We start from the raw sequence: 18,443 nt of genomic DNA, 5'->3' as shown, positions 1-18,443 counted from the left end.
CCGGGCGGCCGGTACGGCCGGCTGCCGCGGGGGAGTGCCGGCCCTGCGGGGAGCGGTCCAGGCCGAGCCTCCGCCCTTCCACCGGGCGTGCCACCGTGCCACCGCGTTCCGGACCCCGCCGTAACCGCGTTTCCGGCGCCCTATTAGCCTGCTCGCCGTGGGCCAGGACATCGTGCCGCTCCTGCTGTGCGGGCTCGCGGTGTTCGCCGGCGCGGTGGTGCAGGGCGGCGTGGGGTTCGGGCTCGGCATCGTGTGCTCGCCGATCATCGCGATGCTGCTGCCGGGCACGGTCCCGGGCGCCGTCCAGGTGGTCAACGCCAGCCTCCCCGTGCTCACGCTCGCCGCCGAGTGGCGGCGGGTCGACTGGCGCGGGGTCGGGTACGCCTTGATCGGCCGGCTGCCGGGCAGCCTGCTCGGCGGACTCGTGGTGGTGTACGTGAGCACCCGCACGCTCGGCCTGCTCGTCGCCGTGATGGTGATGGTCGCGGTCGTGCTCACCGCCCGGTCGGTCGCGGTGCCGCGCACCGGCGGCACCCTCACCGCGGCCGGTTTCCTCTCCGGCGTCACCGGGACCGCGACCGGGATCGGCGGCCCGCCCATCGCGCTCGTCTACCAGAACGCCCAGGGCGCGCAGATCCGGGCGACGCTCGCCATGTTCTTCCTGCTGAGCACCCTGCAGTCGCTCGTCATCCTGGCCGTGGTCGGCAAGCTGCCGCCCGACGTGCTCGGCACCGGGCTGGCGCTCGTCCCCTTCGTCTTCCTCGGGTTCCTCGCCTCGCGGCCGCTCCGCCGCCGGCTCCAGGGGCGGCGGGTGCGGATCGCCGTGCTCTCCGTGGCGACCCTCGCGGCCTGCGCGCTGCTCGTCCAGAGCCTGGTGTGACGGCCCGGCACGGCGCATCGCGCCCGGTATGAGGGCCCCACCATCGCGCCGCGTACGACGGGTCCGGACCTCGGGTACGGCTCGGCCTCGCGGCGGGCTCAAGCCGCGAGACGGGCCGGCGCCGCGCGTGCGTCGCGCCCCGGCGCCCCGCCGCGGGTAGGGGACGTCCGTTATCCCGTTGCGCGATTGTTGCCGCTGACAACAAATGTTACGTTTCTGTGTCTTTATCTGCGGCTGTCGCTCTCATACGTTGTTGCAAACAACATTCCCCTGCGCGGTGAACGCCGGTACAACGGACGATCCGCGCCGGGTGGCCAGGAGCTTGGCCAGGCGGCCGACTATAGACCCCAGCCAGCAGAAAGGACCCACGCCAATGCGCAAGGGGATCCTCGGTATCGGTGCCGCGGCTGCGGCGCTCTCTCTCGGACTCACCGCCTGCGGGGGCCAGAGCGGAGACACGGCGGCCCAGGGCGACGGCGCATCGACCGCCAAGCCCGGCAAGATCGGCGTGATCCTTCCCGACAGCAAGTCATCGGCGCGTTGGGAGACCGCCGACCGGAAGTACCTCCAGGAGGCCTTCGAGGCGGCCGGCGTCGAGTACGACATCCAGAACGCCCAGGGTGACAAGACCCAGTTCCAGACCATCGCCGACCAGATGATCACCAACGGCGCCACCGTGCTGATGATCGTCAACCTCGACAGCGGCACGGGCAAGGCGGTGCTGGAGAAGGCGAAGTCCCAGGGCGTCGCCACGATCGACTACGACCGGCTCACCCTCGGCGGCAGCGCCTCCTACTACGTCTCCTTCGACAACGTCAAGGTCGGTCAGCTCCAGGGTGAGGGCCTGGTCAAGTGCCTCACCGAGAAGAAGGTGGAGAAGCCGGTCATCGCCGAGCTGAACGGCTCGCCGACCGACAACAACGCCACCCTCTTCAAGCAGGGCTACGACGGCGTGCTCCAGCCGAAGTACGACTCCGGCGAGTACGTCAAGGGCCCGGACCAGTGGGTCCCCGACTGGGACAACACCCAGGCCGGCACGATCTTCGAGCAGATGCTCACCCAGCAGCCCGACATCGCCGGCGTGCTCGCCGCCAACGACGGGCTCGGCAACGCGGTGATCTCGATCCTGAAGAAGCAGAAGCTCAACGGCAAGATCCCGGTCACCGGCCAGGACGCCACCGTGCAGGGCCTGCAGAACATCCTCGCCGGCGACCAGTGCATGACCGTCTACAAGGCGATCAAGAAGGAGGCGGACGCCGCGGCCGGGCTCGCCATCGCCCTCGCCAAGGGTGAGAAGCCGCAGGTCTCCGGTTCGGTGAAGGACCCGGAGACCGGCCGGGAGGTGCCCGCCGTGCTGCTCGAGCCGCAGGCCATCTTCTTCGACAACGTCAAGGACGTAGTGGCCGACGGCTTCGTGACCAAGGAAGAGCTCTGCACCGGCGAGTTCGCCGAGAAGTGCGCTGAGGCCGGCATCAGCTGATCGATCCCGCTCCGGGCGAGCAGGGCGATGCGGCCCGGGCGTGCCGCGGGGCGCGGCGCTCGCCGCGCCCCGCGGCCGCCGCCCCAGTGATCAACCGTGACGACCACATGGAGTAGCCCAGGGTGTCCCAGGGACCGATCCTCGAGCTGCGCGGCATCAACAAGAGCTTCGGCCCCGTGCAGGTCCTCCACGACGTCGCCTTCTACGCCTACCCGGGGGAGGTGACGGCGCTCGTCGGCGACAACGGTGCCGGCAAGTCCACCTTGGTCAAGTGCATCGGCGGCATCTACCCGATCGACTCGGGTGAGTACTACTTCGAGGGCCGCAAGGTCAACGTGACCAATCCGCGGGCCGCTGCCGAGCTGGGCATCGAGATCGTCTACCAGGATCTCGCGCTCTGCGACAACCTCGACATCGTCCAGAACATGTTCCTCGGCCGCGAGCGCAAGCGCGGGGTGGTCCTCGACGAGGCCGCCATGGAGGAGCTCGCCGCCGAGACGCTGGCCTCGCTCTCGGTGCGGACGGTCAAGTCGCTCCGCCAGCCCGTGTCCAGCCTCTCGGGCGGGCAGCGGCAGACCGTGGCGATCGCCAAGGCCGTGCTGTGGAACAGCAAGGTCGTCATCCTGGACGAGCCGACGGCCGCCCTCGGCGTCGCGCAGACCGCCCAGGTGCTCGAGCTGGTCCGCCGTCTCGCCGACCAAGGGCTCGCCGTCATCCTGATCTCGCACAACATGAACGACGTGTTCGCCGTGTCCGACCGGATCGCGGCGCTCTACCTCGGCAGGATGGCCGCCCAGGTCAAAACCAGCGAGGTGACCCACTCGCAGGTCGTCGAGCTCATCACCTCCGGACGTAGTGGCGAGCTCGGGCTCAAGAACGGCAATGGAGCGGCATGATGGCGACGCAAACGCTCCCAGAGAAGCAGCAGGCCCCGCAGGCGGCCGTGCGCGTCCACTTCCGCGACTACGTCGAGCGGGTCCGGGGCGGTGAGCTCGGTGCCCTCCCCGCCGTGCTCGGCCTCGTGGTGCTCTGCGTCATTTTCTCGATCGTGCGCCCGGCGTTCCTCTCGGCGGGGAACTTCGCCAACCTCTTCACCCAGGGCGCGGCGGTCACCGTGATCGCGATGGGCCTGGTCTTCGTCCTGCTCATCGGCGAGATCGACCTGTCGGCCGGCTGGACGAGCGGCGTGTGCGCCGCCGTGCTCGCCGTGCTGCTCACCTTCCACGGCTGGCCGTGGTACCTGGCCGTGCTCGCCGCGATGCTCACCGGCGCGCTGATCGGGCTGGTGCTCGGCACGCTCGTCGCCAAGGTCGGCATCCCCTCGTTCGTGGTCACGCTCGCCGCGTTCCTCGCCTTCCAGGGCGTGCTGCTGCTGCTCGTCAAGGAGGGGACGAACATCTCCATCCGCGACGAGACGATCCTCGCGATCGCGAACAGCAACCTGCCCCCGCTGCTGGGCTGGATCGGGGCGGCCGTGGGCGTCGGCGCGTACGCGGTCGTCCAGATCGTGCAGGCGCGCCGCCGCGCCGCGCGCGGCCTGGTCGCCGACCCGATGGGCGTGATCTACTTCCGGATTGCCGTCCTCGCCGTGATCGTGGGCGCCGCGGTCTACGTGCTCAACCTCGAGCGGAGCCGCAACGCCCTGCTCGTGTCGCTCAAGGGCGTGCCGATCGTGGTCCCGCTCATCGTGCTCCTGCTGTTGTTCTGGACCTTCGTGCTCCGCAGGACCGCGTACGGCCGGCACCTGTACGCGGTCGGCGGCAACGCGGAGGCCGCCCGGCGGGCCGGGATCAACGTCGACCGCATCCGGATCTCCGCGTTCGTCATCTGCTCCTTCATGGCGTCGATCGGCGGCATCATCGCCGCGTCCCGGGCGAACTCCGTCGACCCCAACACGGGCGGCAGCAACGTGCTGCTCTTCGCGGTGGGCGCGGCCGTGATCGGCGGCACCAGCCTCTTCGGCGGCAAGGGCCGGGTGCTCGACGCGGTGCTCGGCGGCGCGGTCGTGGCGGTGATCGACAACGGCATGGGCCTCATGGGCTACAGCGCCGGCGTGAAGTTCATCGTGACGGGCTCGGTGCTGCTGCTCGCCGCGAGCGTGGACGCGCTGTCCCGCAAGCGCGCCGCGGCGACCGGGCGACGACGATGACCGGACGGCCGTCCCGATATCTTCTTTGATCGTCGTCGAACCGTAGGCAGATCCGAGAGGAGGCCCGAGGCCGCCTGATGCTGCGCGCAGGCCCCTCACAGGAGGAGATCCGCAGGCACAACCTGGGCACCCTGCTCCGCCACGTGCACCTCGGCGGGCCGATGTCCAGGGCGGAGCTGACCCACCTGATGGGGCTGAACCGGAGCACCATCATGGCGCTCACGGCCGACCTCACCGCCGCCGGCCTGGTCCGTGAGGAGCTGCCCCGGGACACCGGGAAGGCCGGGCGGCCGTCGCTCGTGGTCCTGCCGGAGACGCACCGGGTCTACGTGCTCGCCTTCGACGTGGGCGTGGACCGCCTCGCCGCCGCGCGGATCGGGCTCGGGGGAGTGATCCTCGACCGGCGGGAGGCCGAGCGGCGGCGCGGCCCCTTCGACCTGGGCCAGGTGGTCACCACGCTCGCCGGATTCGCCCGGCAGATGCTCCGCGGGGTCCGCGCCGACGCGGTCTGCGTCGGCGCGGCGGTCGCGTTCTGCGGGGCGGTGCGCAAGTCCGACGGCGTCGTCCGGATCGGGCCCAACGTGGGCGCCGAGGAGGTGCCCCTCGGCGAGGAGCTGTCGAAGCGGCTCTCCCTCGGGCTGCCGGTCGTGGTCGGCAACGACGCGAACCTCGGCGCGCTCGCCGAGCACGCGCGGGGGGCGGGGGTCGGCTGCCGGGACCTCGTCTACCTCCACGGCGACGTCGGCATCGGCGGGGGAATCGTGGTGAACGGCCAGCTCCTCAGCGGCGCCGACGGGTACGGCGGTGAGGTCGGCCACATGGTGCTCAACCCGGGCGGCCGGCCCTGCGGCTGCGGCTCGCGCGGCTGCTTCGAGGCCGAGGTGGGGGAGCGGGCGCTGCTGGAGTACGCCGGCCGGCAGGGCGGGGCGGCCGGCCGGGACGGGATCCGGGCGATCGTCACCGCCGCAGAGCTGGGCGACGCCGCGGCCAAGGAGGCCCTGCGGCGGGTCGGGCACTGGCTCGGCCTCGGCGTCGCCAACCTGGTCAACGTCCTCAACCCCGAGATGGTCATCTTCGGCGGCATGCTGCGGGACATCTACCTCGGCGCGGCCGCGCAGGTGCGCAGCACGCTCAACACCACGGCCCTCCGCGCCACCCGGGAGGGGCTGCGGCTGCGCACCGCGGCGCTCGGCGACGACGCCACGCTCATGGGCGCGGCCGAGCTCGCCTTCGCCGACGTCCTCGCCGACCCGCTGGAGGCGCTCTCGCGCGCGGCCATGTGACGCCGCCGCGGCCCGCTCATCCGCCTCGCCGCCCGCGCCGGTCCCGGCCTGGCATCGCCGCCGCGGGCCACCCCGGCCCGGCTCCGCTGCAGGGCGCCGCCGGCGCCCCGAATGCGCCGGGCCCCGGCGCGCTGACGACGGTCCGCCCGGGCCACCACCGGCGCCCTGACCCCGCACTGTGCCGGGCCCTGCCGCGCTGACGACGGCCCGGTCCCGGCCGCCGCCGGCGCCCGGACATCCGCTCTGTGCCGGGCTCCGCGGAGCCCGGTCACCGGCCCCGCCGGCCAGGCCCGCGCCGGGGCGCACCGCGGGCTTCGCCGCCGGTCCGCCGTGCCGTAACGGGCCGCCCGCTATGCCCGGTACGGGCGATCACTAAGTGGTTCCGGACGTTCCGCCCGCACCGCCATCCGTGCGCAAAGGTCTGGCTAAAGTGATCCAAGTACGGGTATACCGCTCCGCTGGTACACCCAGTACACCTTAGAGAAACGGTTGTTCAGCGAACTAAACTCGATCCGTTCAAGGGCGAGCGGGAGAGGATGAGTGGTGGGGATTCTGGAGACGATCAAAGGCCCGCTCGATGTCAAGCGCCTGGACGCCGCCGACCTGCCGAGGCTCGCCGCCGAGATCCGCGAGCTGCTGGTCGAGTCCGTGGCGCGGACCGGGGGACATCTCGGCCCGAACCTCGGTGTCGTCGAGCTGACCATCGCGCTGCACCGGGTCTTCGATTCCCCGCGTGACCCCATCCTCTTCGACACCGGGCACCAGGCGTACGTCCACAAGATGCTCACCGGGCGTGCCGACCGGTTCGGCACGCTCCGGCAGGAGGGCGGTCTGTCCGGCTACCCCAGCCAGGCGGAGTCGGAGCACGACTTCATCGAGAACTCGCACGCCTCCACCGCCCTGTCGTACGCCGACGGCCTGGCCAAGGCGTTCCACCTGCGCGGTGAGACCGACCGCACCGTGGTCGCGGTGATCGGGGACGGCGCGCTCACCGGCGGCATGGCCTGGGAGGCCCTGAACAACATCGCCGCGCGGAAGCACCTCCCGCTGGTCATCGTGGTGAACGACAACGGCCGGTCCTACTCGCCCACCTTCGGCGGCCTCGCCACGCACCTCTCCTCGCTCCGGATGAGCCGGAGCTACGAGCACGCGCTCGAGTTCATCAAGACCAGCCTTGGCAAGGTGCCCGTGGTCGGCTCGCCGATCTACGACACCCTGCACGGCATCAAGCGGGGCCTGAAGGACATCCTCACCCCGCAGGCGCTCTTCGAGGACCTCGGGATCAAGTACGTCGGGCCGATCAACGGCCACGACGAGGGCGCGGTCGAGTCCGCGCTGCGCCGGGCCAAGGCCTTCCGCGGGCCGGTGATCGTGCACGTGATCACCCGCAAGGGGTACGGCTACACCCCGGCGGAGAACGACGACGAGGACTGCTTCCACGGCCCCGGCCCGTTCGACCCGGTGACCGGGGAGGAGCTGCCCAAGCCGCAGAGCTGGACGAACGTGTTCGCCGAGGAGATGGTGCGGCTCGGCGCCGAGCGGCAGGACATCGTGGCGATCACCGCGGCCATGCTCCACCCCACCGGCCTCGCCGGCTTCGCCAAGGCGTACCCGGACCGCATCTACGACGTGGGGATCGCCGAGCAGCACGCGCTCACCAGCGCGGCCGGCCTCGCGCTCGGCGGCCTCCACCCGGTCGTCGCCGTGTACTCGACCTTCCTCAACCGGGCCTTCGACCAGCTCCTCATGGACGTGGCCCTCCACCGGCTGCCCGTGACGGTCGTGCTCGACCGCGCCGGTGTCACCGGCGACGACGGCCCCAGCCACAACGGCATGTGGGACCTGTCGATCCTCCAGGTGATCCCCGGGCTGTCCATCGCCGCGCCCCGGGACGCGGCCCGGCTGCGGGAGCTGCTCGCCGAGGCGGTGGCGATCGAGGACGGCCCCACGGTCGTCCGGTTCCCCAAGGGCGCCGTGCCCCGGGACATCGAGGCGGTCGGCAAGCTCGGCACCATGGACGTGCTGCGCCGCGGCTGCGACGTGCTCCTGGTGGGGGTCGGCCCGATGGCCGAGGCCTGCCTCGACGCGGCCGCCCTGCTCGACGCCCAGGGCATCTCCGCCACCGTGGTGGACCCGCGCTGGGTCAAGCCGCTGGACGAGGAGCTGGTCGCCGCGGCCGCGCGGCACCGGCTGGTCGCGGTGGTCGAGGACAACGGCCGGGTCGGCGGGGTCGGGGACGCCGTCGCGCGGCTGCTCCGGGACTCCGACCTCGACGTGCCGGTGCGCACCTTCGGCGTGCCGCAGCGCTTCCTCGACCACGCCAAGCGGGCCAAGATCCTCGCCGACGCCGGCCTGACCGGCCAGGACCTCGCCCGCAAGATCACCGAGGTGGTGGCGCAGCGCTCCTCCGGCCTGCAGGAGCACCCGACCCGGGAGATCCCGGCGACCGATTGACCTCCGGGGAGTAACCAGGACCGTTCCTGGGAAGTGTGCTGGTCATCGGCATGATCGGGGGGCTTGCTGATGACCATTTTCCGCACGAAACCGGTAGAACAATCCATTCAAGACGCCGAAGGCGGGGAGCACCGGCTCAGGCGCACGCTCTCCGCCCTCGACCTCACCGTGTTCGGGATCGGCGTCATCATCGGGACGGGCATCTTCGTGCTCACCGGAGTGGCGGCCAGGAACACGGCCGGGCCTGCCGTGGCGCTCTCGTTCGTCATCGCCGGGGTGGTGTGCGGGCTCGCGGCCATGTGCTATGCGGAGTTCGCGTCCACGGTGCCGGTGGCCGGCTCCGCCTACACCTACGCCTACGCCACGGTGGGGGAGTTCCCCGCCTGGATCATCGGCTGGGACCTGATGCTGGAGCTGGCCCTCGGCGCCGCGGTCGTGGCCTCCGGCTGGTCGGGGTACTTCACCTCGCTGCTGAAGAACTTCGGCGTCTTCCTGCCCGAGGCCATCGCGGGCGACGACGCGGTGGTGAACGTGCCCGCCGCGCTCATCGTGCTCCTGCTGACCGCCGTGCTCGTCGCGGGCATCAAGCTGTCGGCCCGGTTCAACGCCGTGATGGTCGCGATCAAGATCGCGGTGGTCCTGCTCGTGATCGTGGCCGGGCTCTTCTTCGTCAAGGCCGCCAACTACCGGCCGTTCATCCCGCCGTCCCGGGCGATGGAGGCCGAGGACGGGCTCGCCGCCCCGCTCATCCAGGTGCTCTTCGGGGTGACGCCGGTCGCGTTCGGGGTGTTCGGCATCTTCACCGCGGCCGCGCTGGTCTTCTTCGCCTACATCGGGTTCGACGTGGTGGCGACCGCGGCCGAGGAGACGCGGAACCCGCAGCGCGACCTGCCGATCGGGATCATCGCCTCGCTGGCGATCTGCACGCTGCTCTACGTCGCGGTCTCGCTCGTGGTCGTCGGCATGCAGCACTACTCCACGCTCAGCATCTCGGCCCCGCTCGCCGACGCCTTCCGCGCGGTCGGGCAGCCCTGGCTGGCGACGCTGATCAGTGTCGGCGGCCTCGCCGGGCTCACCACCGTGGTCATGATCCTCATGCTGGGGCAGAGCCGGGTGCTGTTCGCCATGTGCCGGGACGACCTCCTGCCCCGGCCGCTCGCCCGGGTCCACCCCCGGTTCCGCACCCCGTACCGGATCACGATCGTGATCGGGGCCGCCACGGCCGTGCTCACCGCGCTGCTCCCGCTCGGCGTGATCGCCGAGCTCGTCAACATCGGCACGCTCTTCGCGTTCGTGATCGTCGCCGTTGCCGTGGTGGTGCTCCGGCGGACCCGGCCCGACCTGCCGCGCTCGTTCCGCACCCCGTGGGTGCCCGTGGTGCCCGCCGTCTCCGCGCTCGCCTCCCTCTACCTGATGCTCAACCTGCCGGTGGAGACCTGGATCCGGTTCTTCGCGTGGATGGCGATCGGCACCGTCGTCTACTTCCTGTACGGCCGCCGCCGCAGCCGCGTGGCCGCGGCCGAGCGGGAGCGGATCCTGAAGGCGTGAACCCGTGGCGCCCGTACCGCCCGGGCGACGGCCACGGCCGCGGCAGGGGCGCCGTGGCCGGGCGTTCCCGGCGGGCGCGTACGGCGGCCGGTCCCCGTCGCGATGGGGATGCCGTGGGACGCCGTTCGCGCCGCGTCATGCGGGCATGGGACGGTTGCCCCGGCCGGTCCGGCCGGGGCGGCTTCGGTACGGAGGCCGGGCTCAGGCCGCCGGTACGGAGGCCACGCCGGGCTCGAGGAAGCGCCGGCCGTTGACCTCCTCGGAGATGCCGGTGCGGTCCAGGTAGGGGGTGATGCCCCCGGTGTGGAACGGCCAGCCGGCGCCGAGGATCATGCACAGGTCGATGTCCTGCGGCGCGGAGACCACGCCCTCCTCGAGCATGATGCGGATCTCCTCGGCGAGCGCGCGGAGCGCGCGCAGCCGCACCTCCTCGGCCGTGGACGGGCGGTCGCCGCCGGAGAAGATGGCCCGCGCCTCGGGGTCGATCTGGAAGTTCGGCCCGTACACCCCGGGCTTGCCCGCCTCGACCAGCTTGGCGAGGTTCTCCGAGAGCTTGAACCGGTCCGGGAACGCGGCGTGCAGCGTCTCGGCCACGTGGAGGGCGACCGCGGGCCCCACGAGCTGGAGCAGCGCGAACGGGGTCATCGGCAGGCCGAGCCCGTCGAGCGCGTGGTCGGCGACCTCGATCGGGGTGCCCTCGTCGACCGCCGCGATCACCTCGCCCATGAACCGGGTGAGCAGCCGGTTGACCACGAAGGCCGGCGCGTCCTTCACCAGCACGCAGGACTTCTTCAGCTTCGCGCCGACCGCGAAGGCGGTGGCGAGCGTGGCGTCGTCGGTGGCCTCGCCGCGCACCACCTCGAGCAGGGGGAGGACGGCGACCGGGTTGAAGAAGTGGAACCCGACCACCCGCTCGGGGTGCTTCAGGCCGGCGGCCATCTCGGTGACCGAGAGCGAGGAGGTGTTGGTGGCGAGCACGCAGGTCTCCGAGACCAGCTCCTCGACCTCGGCGAAGACCTTCCGCTTCACCGCGAGGTCCTCGAACACGGCCTCGATCACGAAGTCCGCGTCGGCGAACGCCTTCTTGTCGAGGGAGCCGGTGACCAGCGCCTTCAGCCGGTTCGCCTGGTCGCCGTTGATCCGGCCCTTGGCGAGGAGCTTGTCCACCTCTGCGTGCACGTAGCCCACGCCCTTGTCCAGGCGCTCCTGGTCGAGGTCGGTGAGCACGACGGGGACCTCGAGCCGGCGGGCGAAGAGCAGGGCGAGCTGCGACGCCATGAGACCGGCGCCGACGATGCCGACCTTGGTGACGTTGCGGGCGAGCGAGGCGTCCGGCGCGCCGCTGGGCCGCTTGGCCCGGCGCTGGGTGAGATCGAACGCGTACAGCCCGGCCCGCAGCTCGTCGCCCATGAGCAGGTCGGCGAGCGCCTCGTCCTCGGCGGCGAAGCCCTCGTCCCGGGTGGCGGTCCGGGCGAGCGCGATGAGCTCGAGCGCCCGGTACGGGGCGGGGGAGGCGCCGCGCACCTTGAGGTCGACCTGGGCGCGGGCCTGCTCGATCACCGGGGTCCAGTCGGACTCGGTGTGCGAGGGCCGCTCCACGGTGACCTCGCCCCGGAGCACCTTCGCCGCCCAGCGGAGCGACTCCTCGAGGAAGTCGGCCGGCTCGAAGATCGCGTCCGCGATGCCGAGCTCGTAGGCGTCGCGCCCCTTGATCATGCGGTTCTGGGCGAGCGGGTTCTCGATGATGAGCTTGATCGCCTTCTCCGGGCCGATCAGGCGGGGCAGGAGCTGGGTGCCGCCCCACCCGGGCACGAGGCCGAGGAAGCACTCGGGCAGGGCGATCGCGGTCACCCCGGAGGAGACCGTGCGGTACGTGCAGTGCAGCGCGATCTCCAGGCCGCCGCCCATGGCCGCGCCGTTGATGAACGCGAACGACGGCACGTGCAGCTCGCCGAACCGGCGGAACACGTGGTGGCCCAGGGAGGCGATCGCCTTGGCCTCCTCACGGGTGGCGATCTTGGCCGCGCCCTTCAGGTCGGCGCCGACCGCGAAGATGAACGGCTTGCCGACCAGGCCGACGGCGACGATGTCCGTCCGGGCCGCGACGGCGTCGAGGGTGGCGTTCAGCTCGATCAGGCCCTGGGCGCCGAAGGTGTTGGGCTTGGTGTGGTCGAAGCCGTTGTCCAGCGTGATCAGGGCCATCGTGCCCGCGCCGTACGGCAGCTCGACGTCGCGCACCAGGGCCTTGGTGACGACCTCGTCGGTGTTCTTGCCCGCGAGGAGGGACGTGTACTGCTCGATGCTGCTCATGCCAGGTTCTCCCAGATGACCGTGCCGCCCATGCCCAAGCCCACGCACATCGTGGTGATGCCGTACCTGACGTCGGGGCGCTCGGCGAACGCGCGAGAGAGGTGGATCATGAGCCGCACACCGGACGAGGCGAGCGGGTGGCCGTACGCGATCGCGCCGCCGTACGGGTTGACGCGCGGGTCGTCGTCGGGGATGCCGAAGTGCTCGAGGAAGGCGAGCACCTGGACGGCGAAGGCCTCGTTGATCTCGATGAGGCCGATGTCGTCCATGGTCAGCCCGGCGAGGCGGAGGGCCTTCTCGGTCGCCGGGATCGGGCCGATGCCCATGACCTCCGGGTCCACGCCGGCGAAGGCGTAGGAGACGAGCCGCATCCGCGGGGTGAGCCCGAGCTCCTCGGCCACCTCCTTGGCGGCGAGGATGCACCCGGTGGCGCCGTCGTTGATGCCCGAGGCGTTCCCGGCGGTGACCCGGCCGTGCGGCCGGAACGGGGTCTTCAGGTTCCGCAGCGCCTCGAGCGTGGTGCCGGGGCGCGGCTGCTCGTCGGCCGTGGCCAGGCCCCAGCCCTCGCCCGACTTCCAGACCGCCACCGGCACCAGGTCGCGCTGGATCTTGCCGTCGGCGTAGGCCTTGGCGGCCTTCTCCTGGGAGGCGACGGCGAACGCGTCGGCGCGCTCCTTGGTGATCGACGGGTAGCGGTCGTGGAGGTTCTCCGCGGTCATCCCCATGATCAGGGCCGAGCCGTCGACGAGCCGCTCGGCGAGGAACCGCGGGTTCGGGTCGACCCCCTCGCCCATGGGGTGGCGGCCCATGTGCTCGACGCCGCCGGCGATCGCCACGTCGTAGGCGCCGAACGCGATCCCGCTCGCCACCGTGGTGACCGCGGTCATCGCGCCCGCGCACATGCGGTCGATGGCGAAGCCGGGAACGGACTTGGGCAGCCCGGCGAGCACGGCTGCGGACCGGCCGATGGTGAGGCCCTGGTCGCCGATCTGGGTGGTGGCGGCGATGGCGACCTCGTCGACGCGCTCGGGCGGCAGGTTCGGGTTACGCCGCAGGAGCTCGCGGATGACGCGGACGACCAGGTCGTCCGCCCGGGTCTCGGCGTACATGCCCTTGGGGCCGCCCTTGCCGAAGGGCGTCCGGACGCCGTCGATGAAGACGACTTCGCGTGATGCAGGCACGGATTCGCTCCTACTGATCGGTAGCTTCCCCAGCCAATGCTACTGATGAGTAACCGGCTGCGGGCAAGGGCGGCCGGGCGCCGCACCCGCGGCTTCTTCCCCCGTGCGTCTCGCGCGTCGCGGCAGCGGCGGCCGCCCCGCCGGGCGGTGGTGTCACGGGGGAGGTGATGCCCGGTTCGGCGGCCGGCATGCCGGGGCGTCCGGCCCGGTGCGGGCGGCTATGCCCGCCCACCGAGGCCGGCGGTTCCCTTCCCCATGGGCGCTCTGCGCGGCGTCGGCCGGAGGCCGGTACGGCACGGCACGGCGCGGCGTCGGCCGGAGGCCGGTACGGCACGGCACGGCGCGCCGGCGGGGCCGGCCACGGCCGGGCGGCCTCTCCGTGGTCCTTCGACCGGTCATCGCGCCCGGTGGGCCGGCGGAACGCCGGCGAGGGCCGGCCACGGTCTCCGGCGTCTCGGTGGGTCGATCGGGCCGGCCACGGTCGGTCACAGGCCGGTGGGCTAGCCGGCCAGGCGGGCGAGCTCGGCGGCGAGCGGCCCGGCGGTCAGCGCGACCTGCCACCGCCGCGCTCCCAGCTCCCGCAGCCGGTCGGCGACCGTCTCCGTGGTGATCTCCGCGGGCGGGGACCAGGTGAGCTTCCGCACCGCGTCGGGCGGCAGCAGGTTCTCCACCGGGACCCGGTGCTCCTCGGAGAGGCCGGCCAGCACGGTCCGGGCGGCCGCGAGGCGCTTGGCGGCCGCGGGATCGCGGTCGGCCCAGCGGTTCGTCGGCGGCGGGCCGTTGCCCGGCGGGGCGGGCTGGGGGAGCGCGCTCTCCGGCATGGTCCGGCCCCGGTTCACCGCGTCGAGCCATTCGCGGAGGTGGCGCCGGGCGCTGCGGCCGGTGAACGCCGTGATCTCGGTGAGCGCCTTGGTGGTGCGGGGCTGCTCCAGGGCGGCCTGCACGATGGCGGAGTCCGGCAGCACCCGGCCGGGGGCGAGGTCGGCCTCCCGGGCGATCTCGTCGCGCAGCGTCCACAGCTCCCGCACGATCGCGAGCCCGCGCAGGCTCCGCACCCGGTGGATGCCGGAGGTGCGCCGCCACGGGTCGCTCTTCGGCGGGCTGGCCGGGGCGGAGAGGATCGCGGCGAACTCCTCCAGCGCCCACTCCAGCTTCCCGCTTTCGACGAGCTGCTCGTACAGGGCGTCGCGCAGCTCGACCAGCACCTCGACGTCGAGCGCCGCGTAGCGCAGCCAGTCCTCGGGGAGCGGGCGCCGCGACCAGTCCGCGGCGGAGTGGCCCTTCTCCAGCCGCAGGCCGAGGACGACCTCCACCATGGTGGCGAGCCCGACCCGCTCGTACCCCAGCAGCCGGGCGGCGAGCTCGGTGTCGAACAGCCGGCGCGGCCGGAAGCCGAGCTCGGCGAGGCACGGCAGGTCCTGCGTCGCCGCGTGGAGCACGATCTCCGCATCGGCGAGGACCCGGTCGAGCTCACCGAGGTCGGGGCAGGCGACCGGGTCGATCAGCGCCGTGCCCGCGCCCTCCCGGCGGAGCTGGACCAGGTAGGCGCGGCCGCTGTACCGGTAGCCGGACGCCCGCTCGGCGTCCATCGCGACCGGGCCGGTTCCCCGGGCGAACGCGTCCACCGCCGCGGACAGCTCCGGCCAGGTCTCGATGACCGGCGGGATGCCGTCGCGCGGTTCCAGCAGCGGTTCGACGTGGGGCTGGGTCACTGCCTAACGGGCCTTCGGGCTCTCTCGTCGGGTGGGGTGGAGGGGCAGGGTGGCGACGTCCGCGGGCACCGGCGGGATGCCGGCCGCCATGCACATCAGGTCGCACCAGGCCGCGGCGTGGGAGGACAGGTCCTCCTCGAGCGGGGACCATGAGGCGCGCAGTTCCAGCTCGGTGGTGACCGGATCGTCCTCCTTGTTGCCGAAGCCCTCGGAGACCGCCCGGGTGACCGTCCCCCCGGCCGCGGCGTAGGCCGCGCCGTGCGCGTCGAGGGCCTCGGTCAGCCAGCTCCAGGCCACCGGGCCGAGCAGCGGATCCGAGGTGATCTCCGGCTCCATTCCGGCCCGGACGTAGGCGACCAGGCGGAACGGTCCCTCCCAGCCGCGCTGACCGTCCGGGTCGAACAGCATGATCAGGCGGCCGACGGCGAGCTCCTCATCGCCACGGTACACTGTTGCGCCCACTGCCCCGGAGTACGGGGCGAGCCGCCGCGGGGCGGGGATGTCCTCCAGCACGATCTCCGGCCGCACCTCGGTAGGGCGCAAGGTCTCCAGCGCGCGCAGGAAGGCGGCGGGAGGCGCCGACGGTTCACCGACGGTCATGACCGAAGGGTAGGCCGGATTCCGCAGAGCACGAAGCACGGGGGTGACTGTTGGGGGCATCGATCGTCGTCAAACCGTGGCCGTCTCGGTTCGCAGGGCGGTGACGGGACGAGGGACCTCACCGGACGAGGGCCTGGCGTCCCAACGGGCACAACATCGCGTGCGGTCTGCTGGATTCCTCGACATCGGCGTCATCGTTCCGTGCCCTCTCGTCGGATCCGCGGTCATGTCGGTCGTCCGGGACTCTCCGACGTTGTCATGTCCCGCCGACATTTCTCCGCAACATGCCCGGTGTGTTGCGAAAGTGGTATCGCACTCGGTGCCGCGAGACGAGCCGGCGGATCGCCGGCCTGTGAGACGACTCACACGACGCGTGGTCCTTACCTTACCGATCACCACCCCGATCCGCGGCGATTCGGGGACTCCAGGTGTCCGGCCGGTGCGCGCACCGGTAGGGGAACGTGGCACCCTGGGAGGGTGAATCCGCTTCCCGCCGACTCCGTCTTCATCCGGGCCTGCCGGCGCCAGCCCGTGCCGTACACCCCGGTCTGGTTCATGCGCCAGGCCGGCCGGTCGCTGCCCGAGTACCGGAGGGTGCGCGAGGGGGTCGGCATGCTCCGCGCCTGCGCCACCCCCGACCTCGTGGTCGAGATCACCCTGCAGCCCTTGCGCAGGTACGCGGTGGACGCCGCGATCTTCTTCAGCGACATCATGGTCCCGCTCAAGGCCATCGGGGTGGACCTCGACATCCAGCCGGCCATCGGGCCCGTGGTGAGCTCGCCGATCCGGGACCGGGCGGGGATCGCCGCGCTGCGGCCGCTCGAGCCGGACGACGTGCCCTACGTCACCGAGGCCGTGAGCCTCCTCGTCAAGGAGCTCGACCGGACCCCGCTCATCGGCTTCGCCGGCGGACCCTTCACGCTCGCCTCCTACCTGATCGAGGGCGGGCCGTCCAAGAACCACGACCGCACCAAGGCGATGATGTACGGCGCGCCCGAGCTCTGGCACGAGCTGATGGACCGGCTCGCCGGCATCACCCTCGCCTTCCTCCGCCTGCAGGTCACGGCCGGCGCCTCCGCGGTCCAGCTCTTCGACTCCTGGGTCGGCGCCGTCGCCCCGCAGGACTACCAGAAGTACGTGCTGCCCTACACGAAGCGGATCTTCGACGGGCTCGCCGACCTCGGCGTGCCCCGGATCCACTTCGGCGTCGACACCGGTGAGCTGCTCGGCCTGATGGGGGAGGCGGGCGCCGACGTCGTCGGCGTCGACTGGCGCGTGCCGCTCGACGACGCGGCGCTCCGGGTGGGCGCGGGCAAGGCGCTCCAGGGCAACCTCGACCCGGCCGTCCTGCTCGCCCCCTGGGAGGTCGTCGCCGAGCGCGCCGCCGACGTGCTGCGCCGGGGCCGGGTGGCCGAGGGGCACGTGTTCAACCTCGGCCACGGGGTGCTCCCCGCCACCGACCCCGACCAGCTCAAGCGGCTCGCCGACTTCGTGCACGAGACCACCGCCTCCTGAGCGGCCCGAGGGCCGCCGCTTTCCCGGGTGCGGTCGGTCCCCGGCCCGGCCCGGGACGCCGCCGGACCGAGCCGCCGGCCGCCCGCGGAGCGGCCACGCGCGGCGCCATCGGCCCGCGTGCCGCCCGGCAGCGGCGCGGCCCGACCCGCGGGTGCCGCCGGCCAGTGGTGTTGCCGTCCTGTGGTGCCGTGGGCCTGCCATGTCGCCGGCCGCGTACGGTCCCGCAGGCCGCGGTACGGCCTCGCCGGCGGCTCAGGTCACGCCGGCCACTCAGGACACGTCGGCGGGCTCAGGTCACGACCGCTCGGGCGGCTCCGCCTCCCGGGCGCCCTGCGCCGCCTCATCCCGGCCGCCGGGCGCCGCGTCGTCCTGCGCCGGAGCCGACTCACCGCGCTCCGCCGCCCGTTCCGGGCCCTTCTCCCGCCGGCGGTGCCGTACCGCGCCGGGCCCGGCGCAGCAGGGGCCGTACGGCGAGCCACGCCACGGCCGCCACGACCGCCCAGGGCAGCACCGCCCCCAGCGCGGTGAGCGCGACCTGGGCGGCGAAGACGAGCGCGCGCCAACCGTTCTGCAGCCCGGCGAGGAAGCCCGGGGGCCGCTCGCCCGCGCCCGGGTCGTCCCCCTTGCCCTCCCCGAGCAGGGTGAGCGTGATGGTCGCCATGCTCGTCCGGGCGGCGAGCGCCTTCTGCCGCGCCAGCAGGGACTCCAGCTCGGCCTGCCGGTTGGAGATCTCCCGTTCGATCTCGAGCACCTCACCGATCTTGTTCGCCCGGGTCAGCAGGGTCCGGAGCCGGTCGATGGCGGACCGCGCCGACTTCACCCGGCTGTCGACGTCCGCCACCTCCTCGGTCACGTCCTCGGTGCTCTGGTGGAGCGACTCCCGCCGGCCGAGCCCGCCGAGCCGGGAGAGCACCTCCGGGTACCGCTGGGGCGGGACCTTGAGCGTGAGCACCGCCCGGTCGCTCCGGTCCGCGGTGTCGCGCTCCTCCTGGGCGACGTAGCCGCCGGCCCCGGTCACGATGTCCTTCGCCCGCTCCGCCGCGGTGTCGACGTTCCCCACCCGCACGGTCAGCCGGGCCTGATACACCAGCGCCTGCTCCGCCGGGGGGATCGCGACCAGGGTGGGGTGCGCCCGGGCGGCGGAGCCGTCGCGCGCGCGCTCGCCCGCGGCGCCGTCCATGGCCACCACCTCGGGCTCGGGCGCTACGGCCGCGCGCTCCGCCTGCGTCCCGTCCGGGTCCGTGCAGCCGGTGGCGGCGATGATGATCGCGGCCAGCGCCGCGATGCCGTACCGAAGTCGTGTCATGTCCCTGCACACGTGCGCCAGGGCC

General features: G+C 72.6%; 13 protein-coding genes. 8 read left to right on the top strand and 5 right to left on the bottom strand.

Annotation, left to right across the window (positions count from 1 at the left end; all coding sequences use genetic code 11):
* Positions 1–157 precede the first annotated feature (157 nt).
* The 7 genes from TBIS_RS11275 to TBIS_RS11245 all read left to right on the top strand — a co-directional run bounded on the left by TBIS_RS11275 (position 158) and on the right by TBIS_RS11245 (position 9,794).
* Positions 158–880 carry a sulfite exporter TauE/SafE family protein gene (locus TBIS_RS11275; protein WP_241019676.1) on the top strand — a complete coding sequence of 241 codons (723 nt, stop codon included), beginning with the start codon at positions 158–160 and terminating at the stop codon, positions 878–880.
* 373 nt (positions 881–1,253) lie between these two features.
* Positions 1,254–2,360: a sugar ABC transporter substrate-binding protein gene (locus tag TBIS_RS11270; protein WP_013132517.1), complete on the top strand. Its 1,107-nt coding sequence runs from the start codon at positions 1,254–1,256 to the stop codon at positions 2,358–2,360.
* Positions 2,361–2,482: 122 nt separating this feature from the next.
* Positions 2,483–3,256, top strand: a complete 774-nt coding sequence (locus tag TBIS_RS11265) for an ATP-binding cassette domain-containing protein (RefSeq protein WP_013132516.1) — start codon at positions 2,483–2,485, stop codon at positions 3,254–3,256.
* A complete protein-coding gene (locus TBIS_RS11260) occupies positions 3,256–4,509 on the top strand; it encodes a sugar ABC transporter permease (RefSeq protein ID WP_013132515.1) in 1,254 nt (417 codons plus the stop codon). The genes TBIS_RS11265 and TBIS_RS11260 overlap by 1 nt, the downstream gene beginning before the upstream one ends.
* Positions 4,510–4,586: 77 nt before the next feature.
* Entirely contained in the window at positions 4,587–5,792 is a 1,206-nt protein-coding gene (locus TBIS_RS11255; protein ID WP_013132514.1) for an ROK family protein, read from the top strand.
* Between the two features lie 543 nt (positions 5,793–6,335).
* Entirely contained in the window at positions 6,336–8,246 is a 1,911-nt protein-coding gene (gene dxs / locus TBIS_RS11250) for a 1-deoxy-D-xylulose-5-phosphate synthase (protein WP_050760510.1), read from the top strand.
* A gap of 69 nt (positions 8,247–8,315) precedes the next feature.
* The gene (locus TBIS_RS11245) at positions 8,316–9,794 is read left to right on the top strand and encodes an amino acid permease (RefSeq protein ID WP_013132512.1); all 1,479 of its coding nucleotides are present in this window, start codon (positions 8,316–8,318) and stop codon (positions 9,792–9,794) included.
* A gap of 201 nt (positions 9,795–9,995) precedes the next feature.
* Here the strand turns inward: TBIS_RS11245 and TBIS_RS11240 are convergent, their stop codons facing one another.
* The 4 genes from TBIS_RS11240 to TBIS_RS11225 all read right to left on the bottom strand — a co-directional run bounded on the left by TBIS_RS11240 (position 9,996) and on the right by TBIS_RS11225 (position 15,597).
* Positions 9,996–12,104, bottom strand: coding sequence for a 3-hydroxyacyl-CoA dehydrogenase NAD-binding domain-containing protein (locus TBIS_RS11240; protein ID WP_013132511.1), 2,109 nt, complete (start codon positions 12,102–12,104; stop codon positions 9,996–9,998).
* On the bottom strand, positions 12,101–13,285 hold the full coding sequence (locus TBIS_RS11235) for a thiolase family protein (RefSeq protein WP_013132510.1): 1,185 nt from the start codon (positions 13,283–13,285) through the stop codon (positions 12,101–12,103). The genes TBIS_RS11240 and TBIS_RS11235 overlap by 4 nt, the downstream gene beginning before the upstream one ends.
* 500 nt (positions 13,286–13,785) lie before the next feature.
* Positions 13,786–14,997, bottom strand: a complete 1,212-nt coding sequence (locus TBIS_RS11230) for a ribonuclease D (protein WP_013132509.1) — start codon at positions 14,995–14,997, stop codon at positions 13,786–13,788.
* A gap of 3 nt (positions 14,998–15,000) precedes the next feature.
* Complete coding sequence (locus TBIS_RS11225; RefSeq protein ID WP_013132508.1) at positions 15,001–15,597, bottom strand: DUF3000 domain-containing protein; 597 nt, start codon at positions 15,595–15,597, stop codon at positions 15,001–15,003.
* Between the two features lie 477 nt (positions 15,598–16,074).
* Here TBIS_RS11225 and hemE point away from each other — a divergent pair, with 477 nt between their 5' ends.
* Positions 16,075–17,112: a uroporphyrinogen decarboxylase gene (gene hemE / locus TBIS_RS11220; RefSeq protein ID WP_013132507.1), complete on the top strand. Its 1,038-nt coding sequence runs from the start codon at positions 16,075–16,077 to the stop codon at positions 17,110–17,112.
* A gap of 385 nt (positions 17,113–17,497) precedes the next feature.
* Here hemE and TBIS_RS11215 read toward each other — a convergent pair whose 3' ends face one another.
* The gene (locus TBIS_RS11215) at positions 17,498–18,418 is read right to left on the bottom strand and encodes a DUF4349 domain-containing protein (protein ID WP_013132506.1); all 921 of its coding nucleotides are present in this window, start codon (positions 18,416–18,418) and stop codon (positions 17,498–17,500) included.
* Positions 18,419–18,443 lie beyond the last annotated feature (25 nt).

The organism is Thermobispora bispora DSM 43833, assembly GCF_000092645.1.
In the GTDB taxonomy this organism is placed as follows: domain Bacteria; phylum Actinomycetota; class Actinomycetes; order Streptosporangiales; family Streptosporangiaceae; genus Thermobispora; species Thermobispora bispora.
This window is presented reverse-complemented; position numbering and strand designations above follow the sequence as displayed.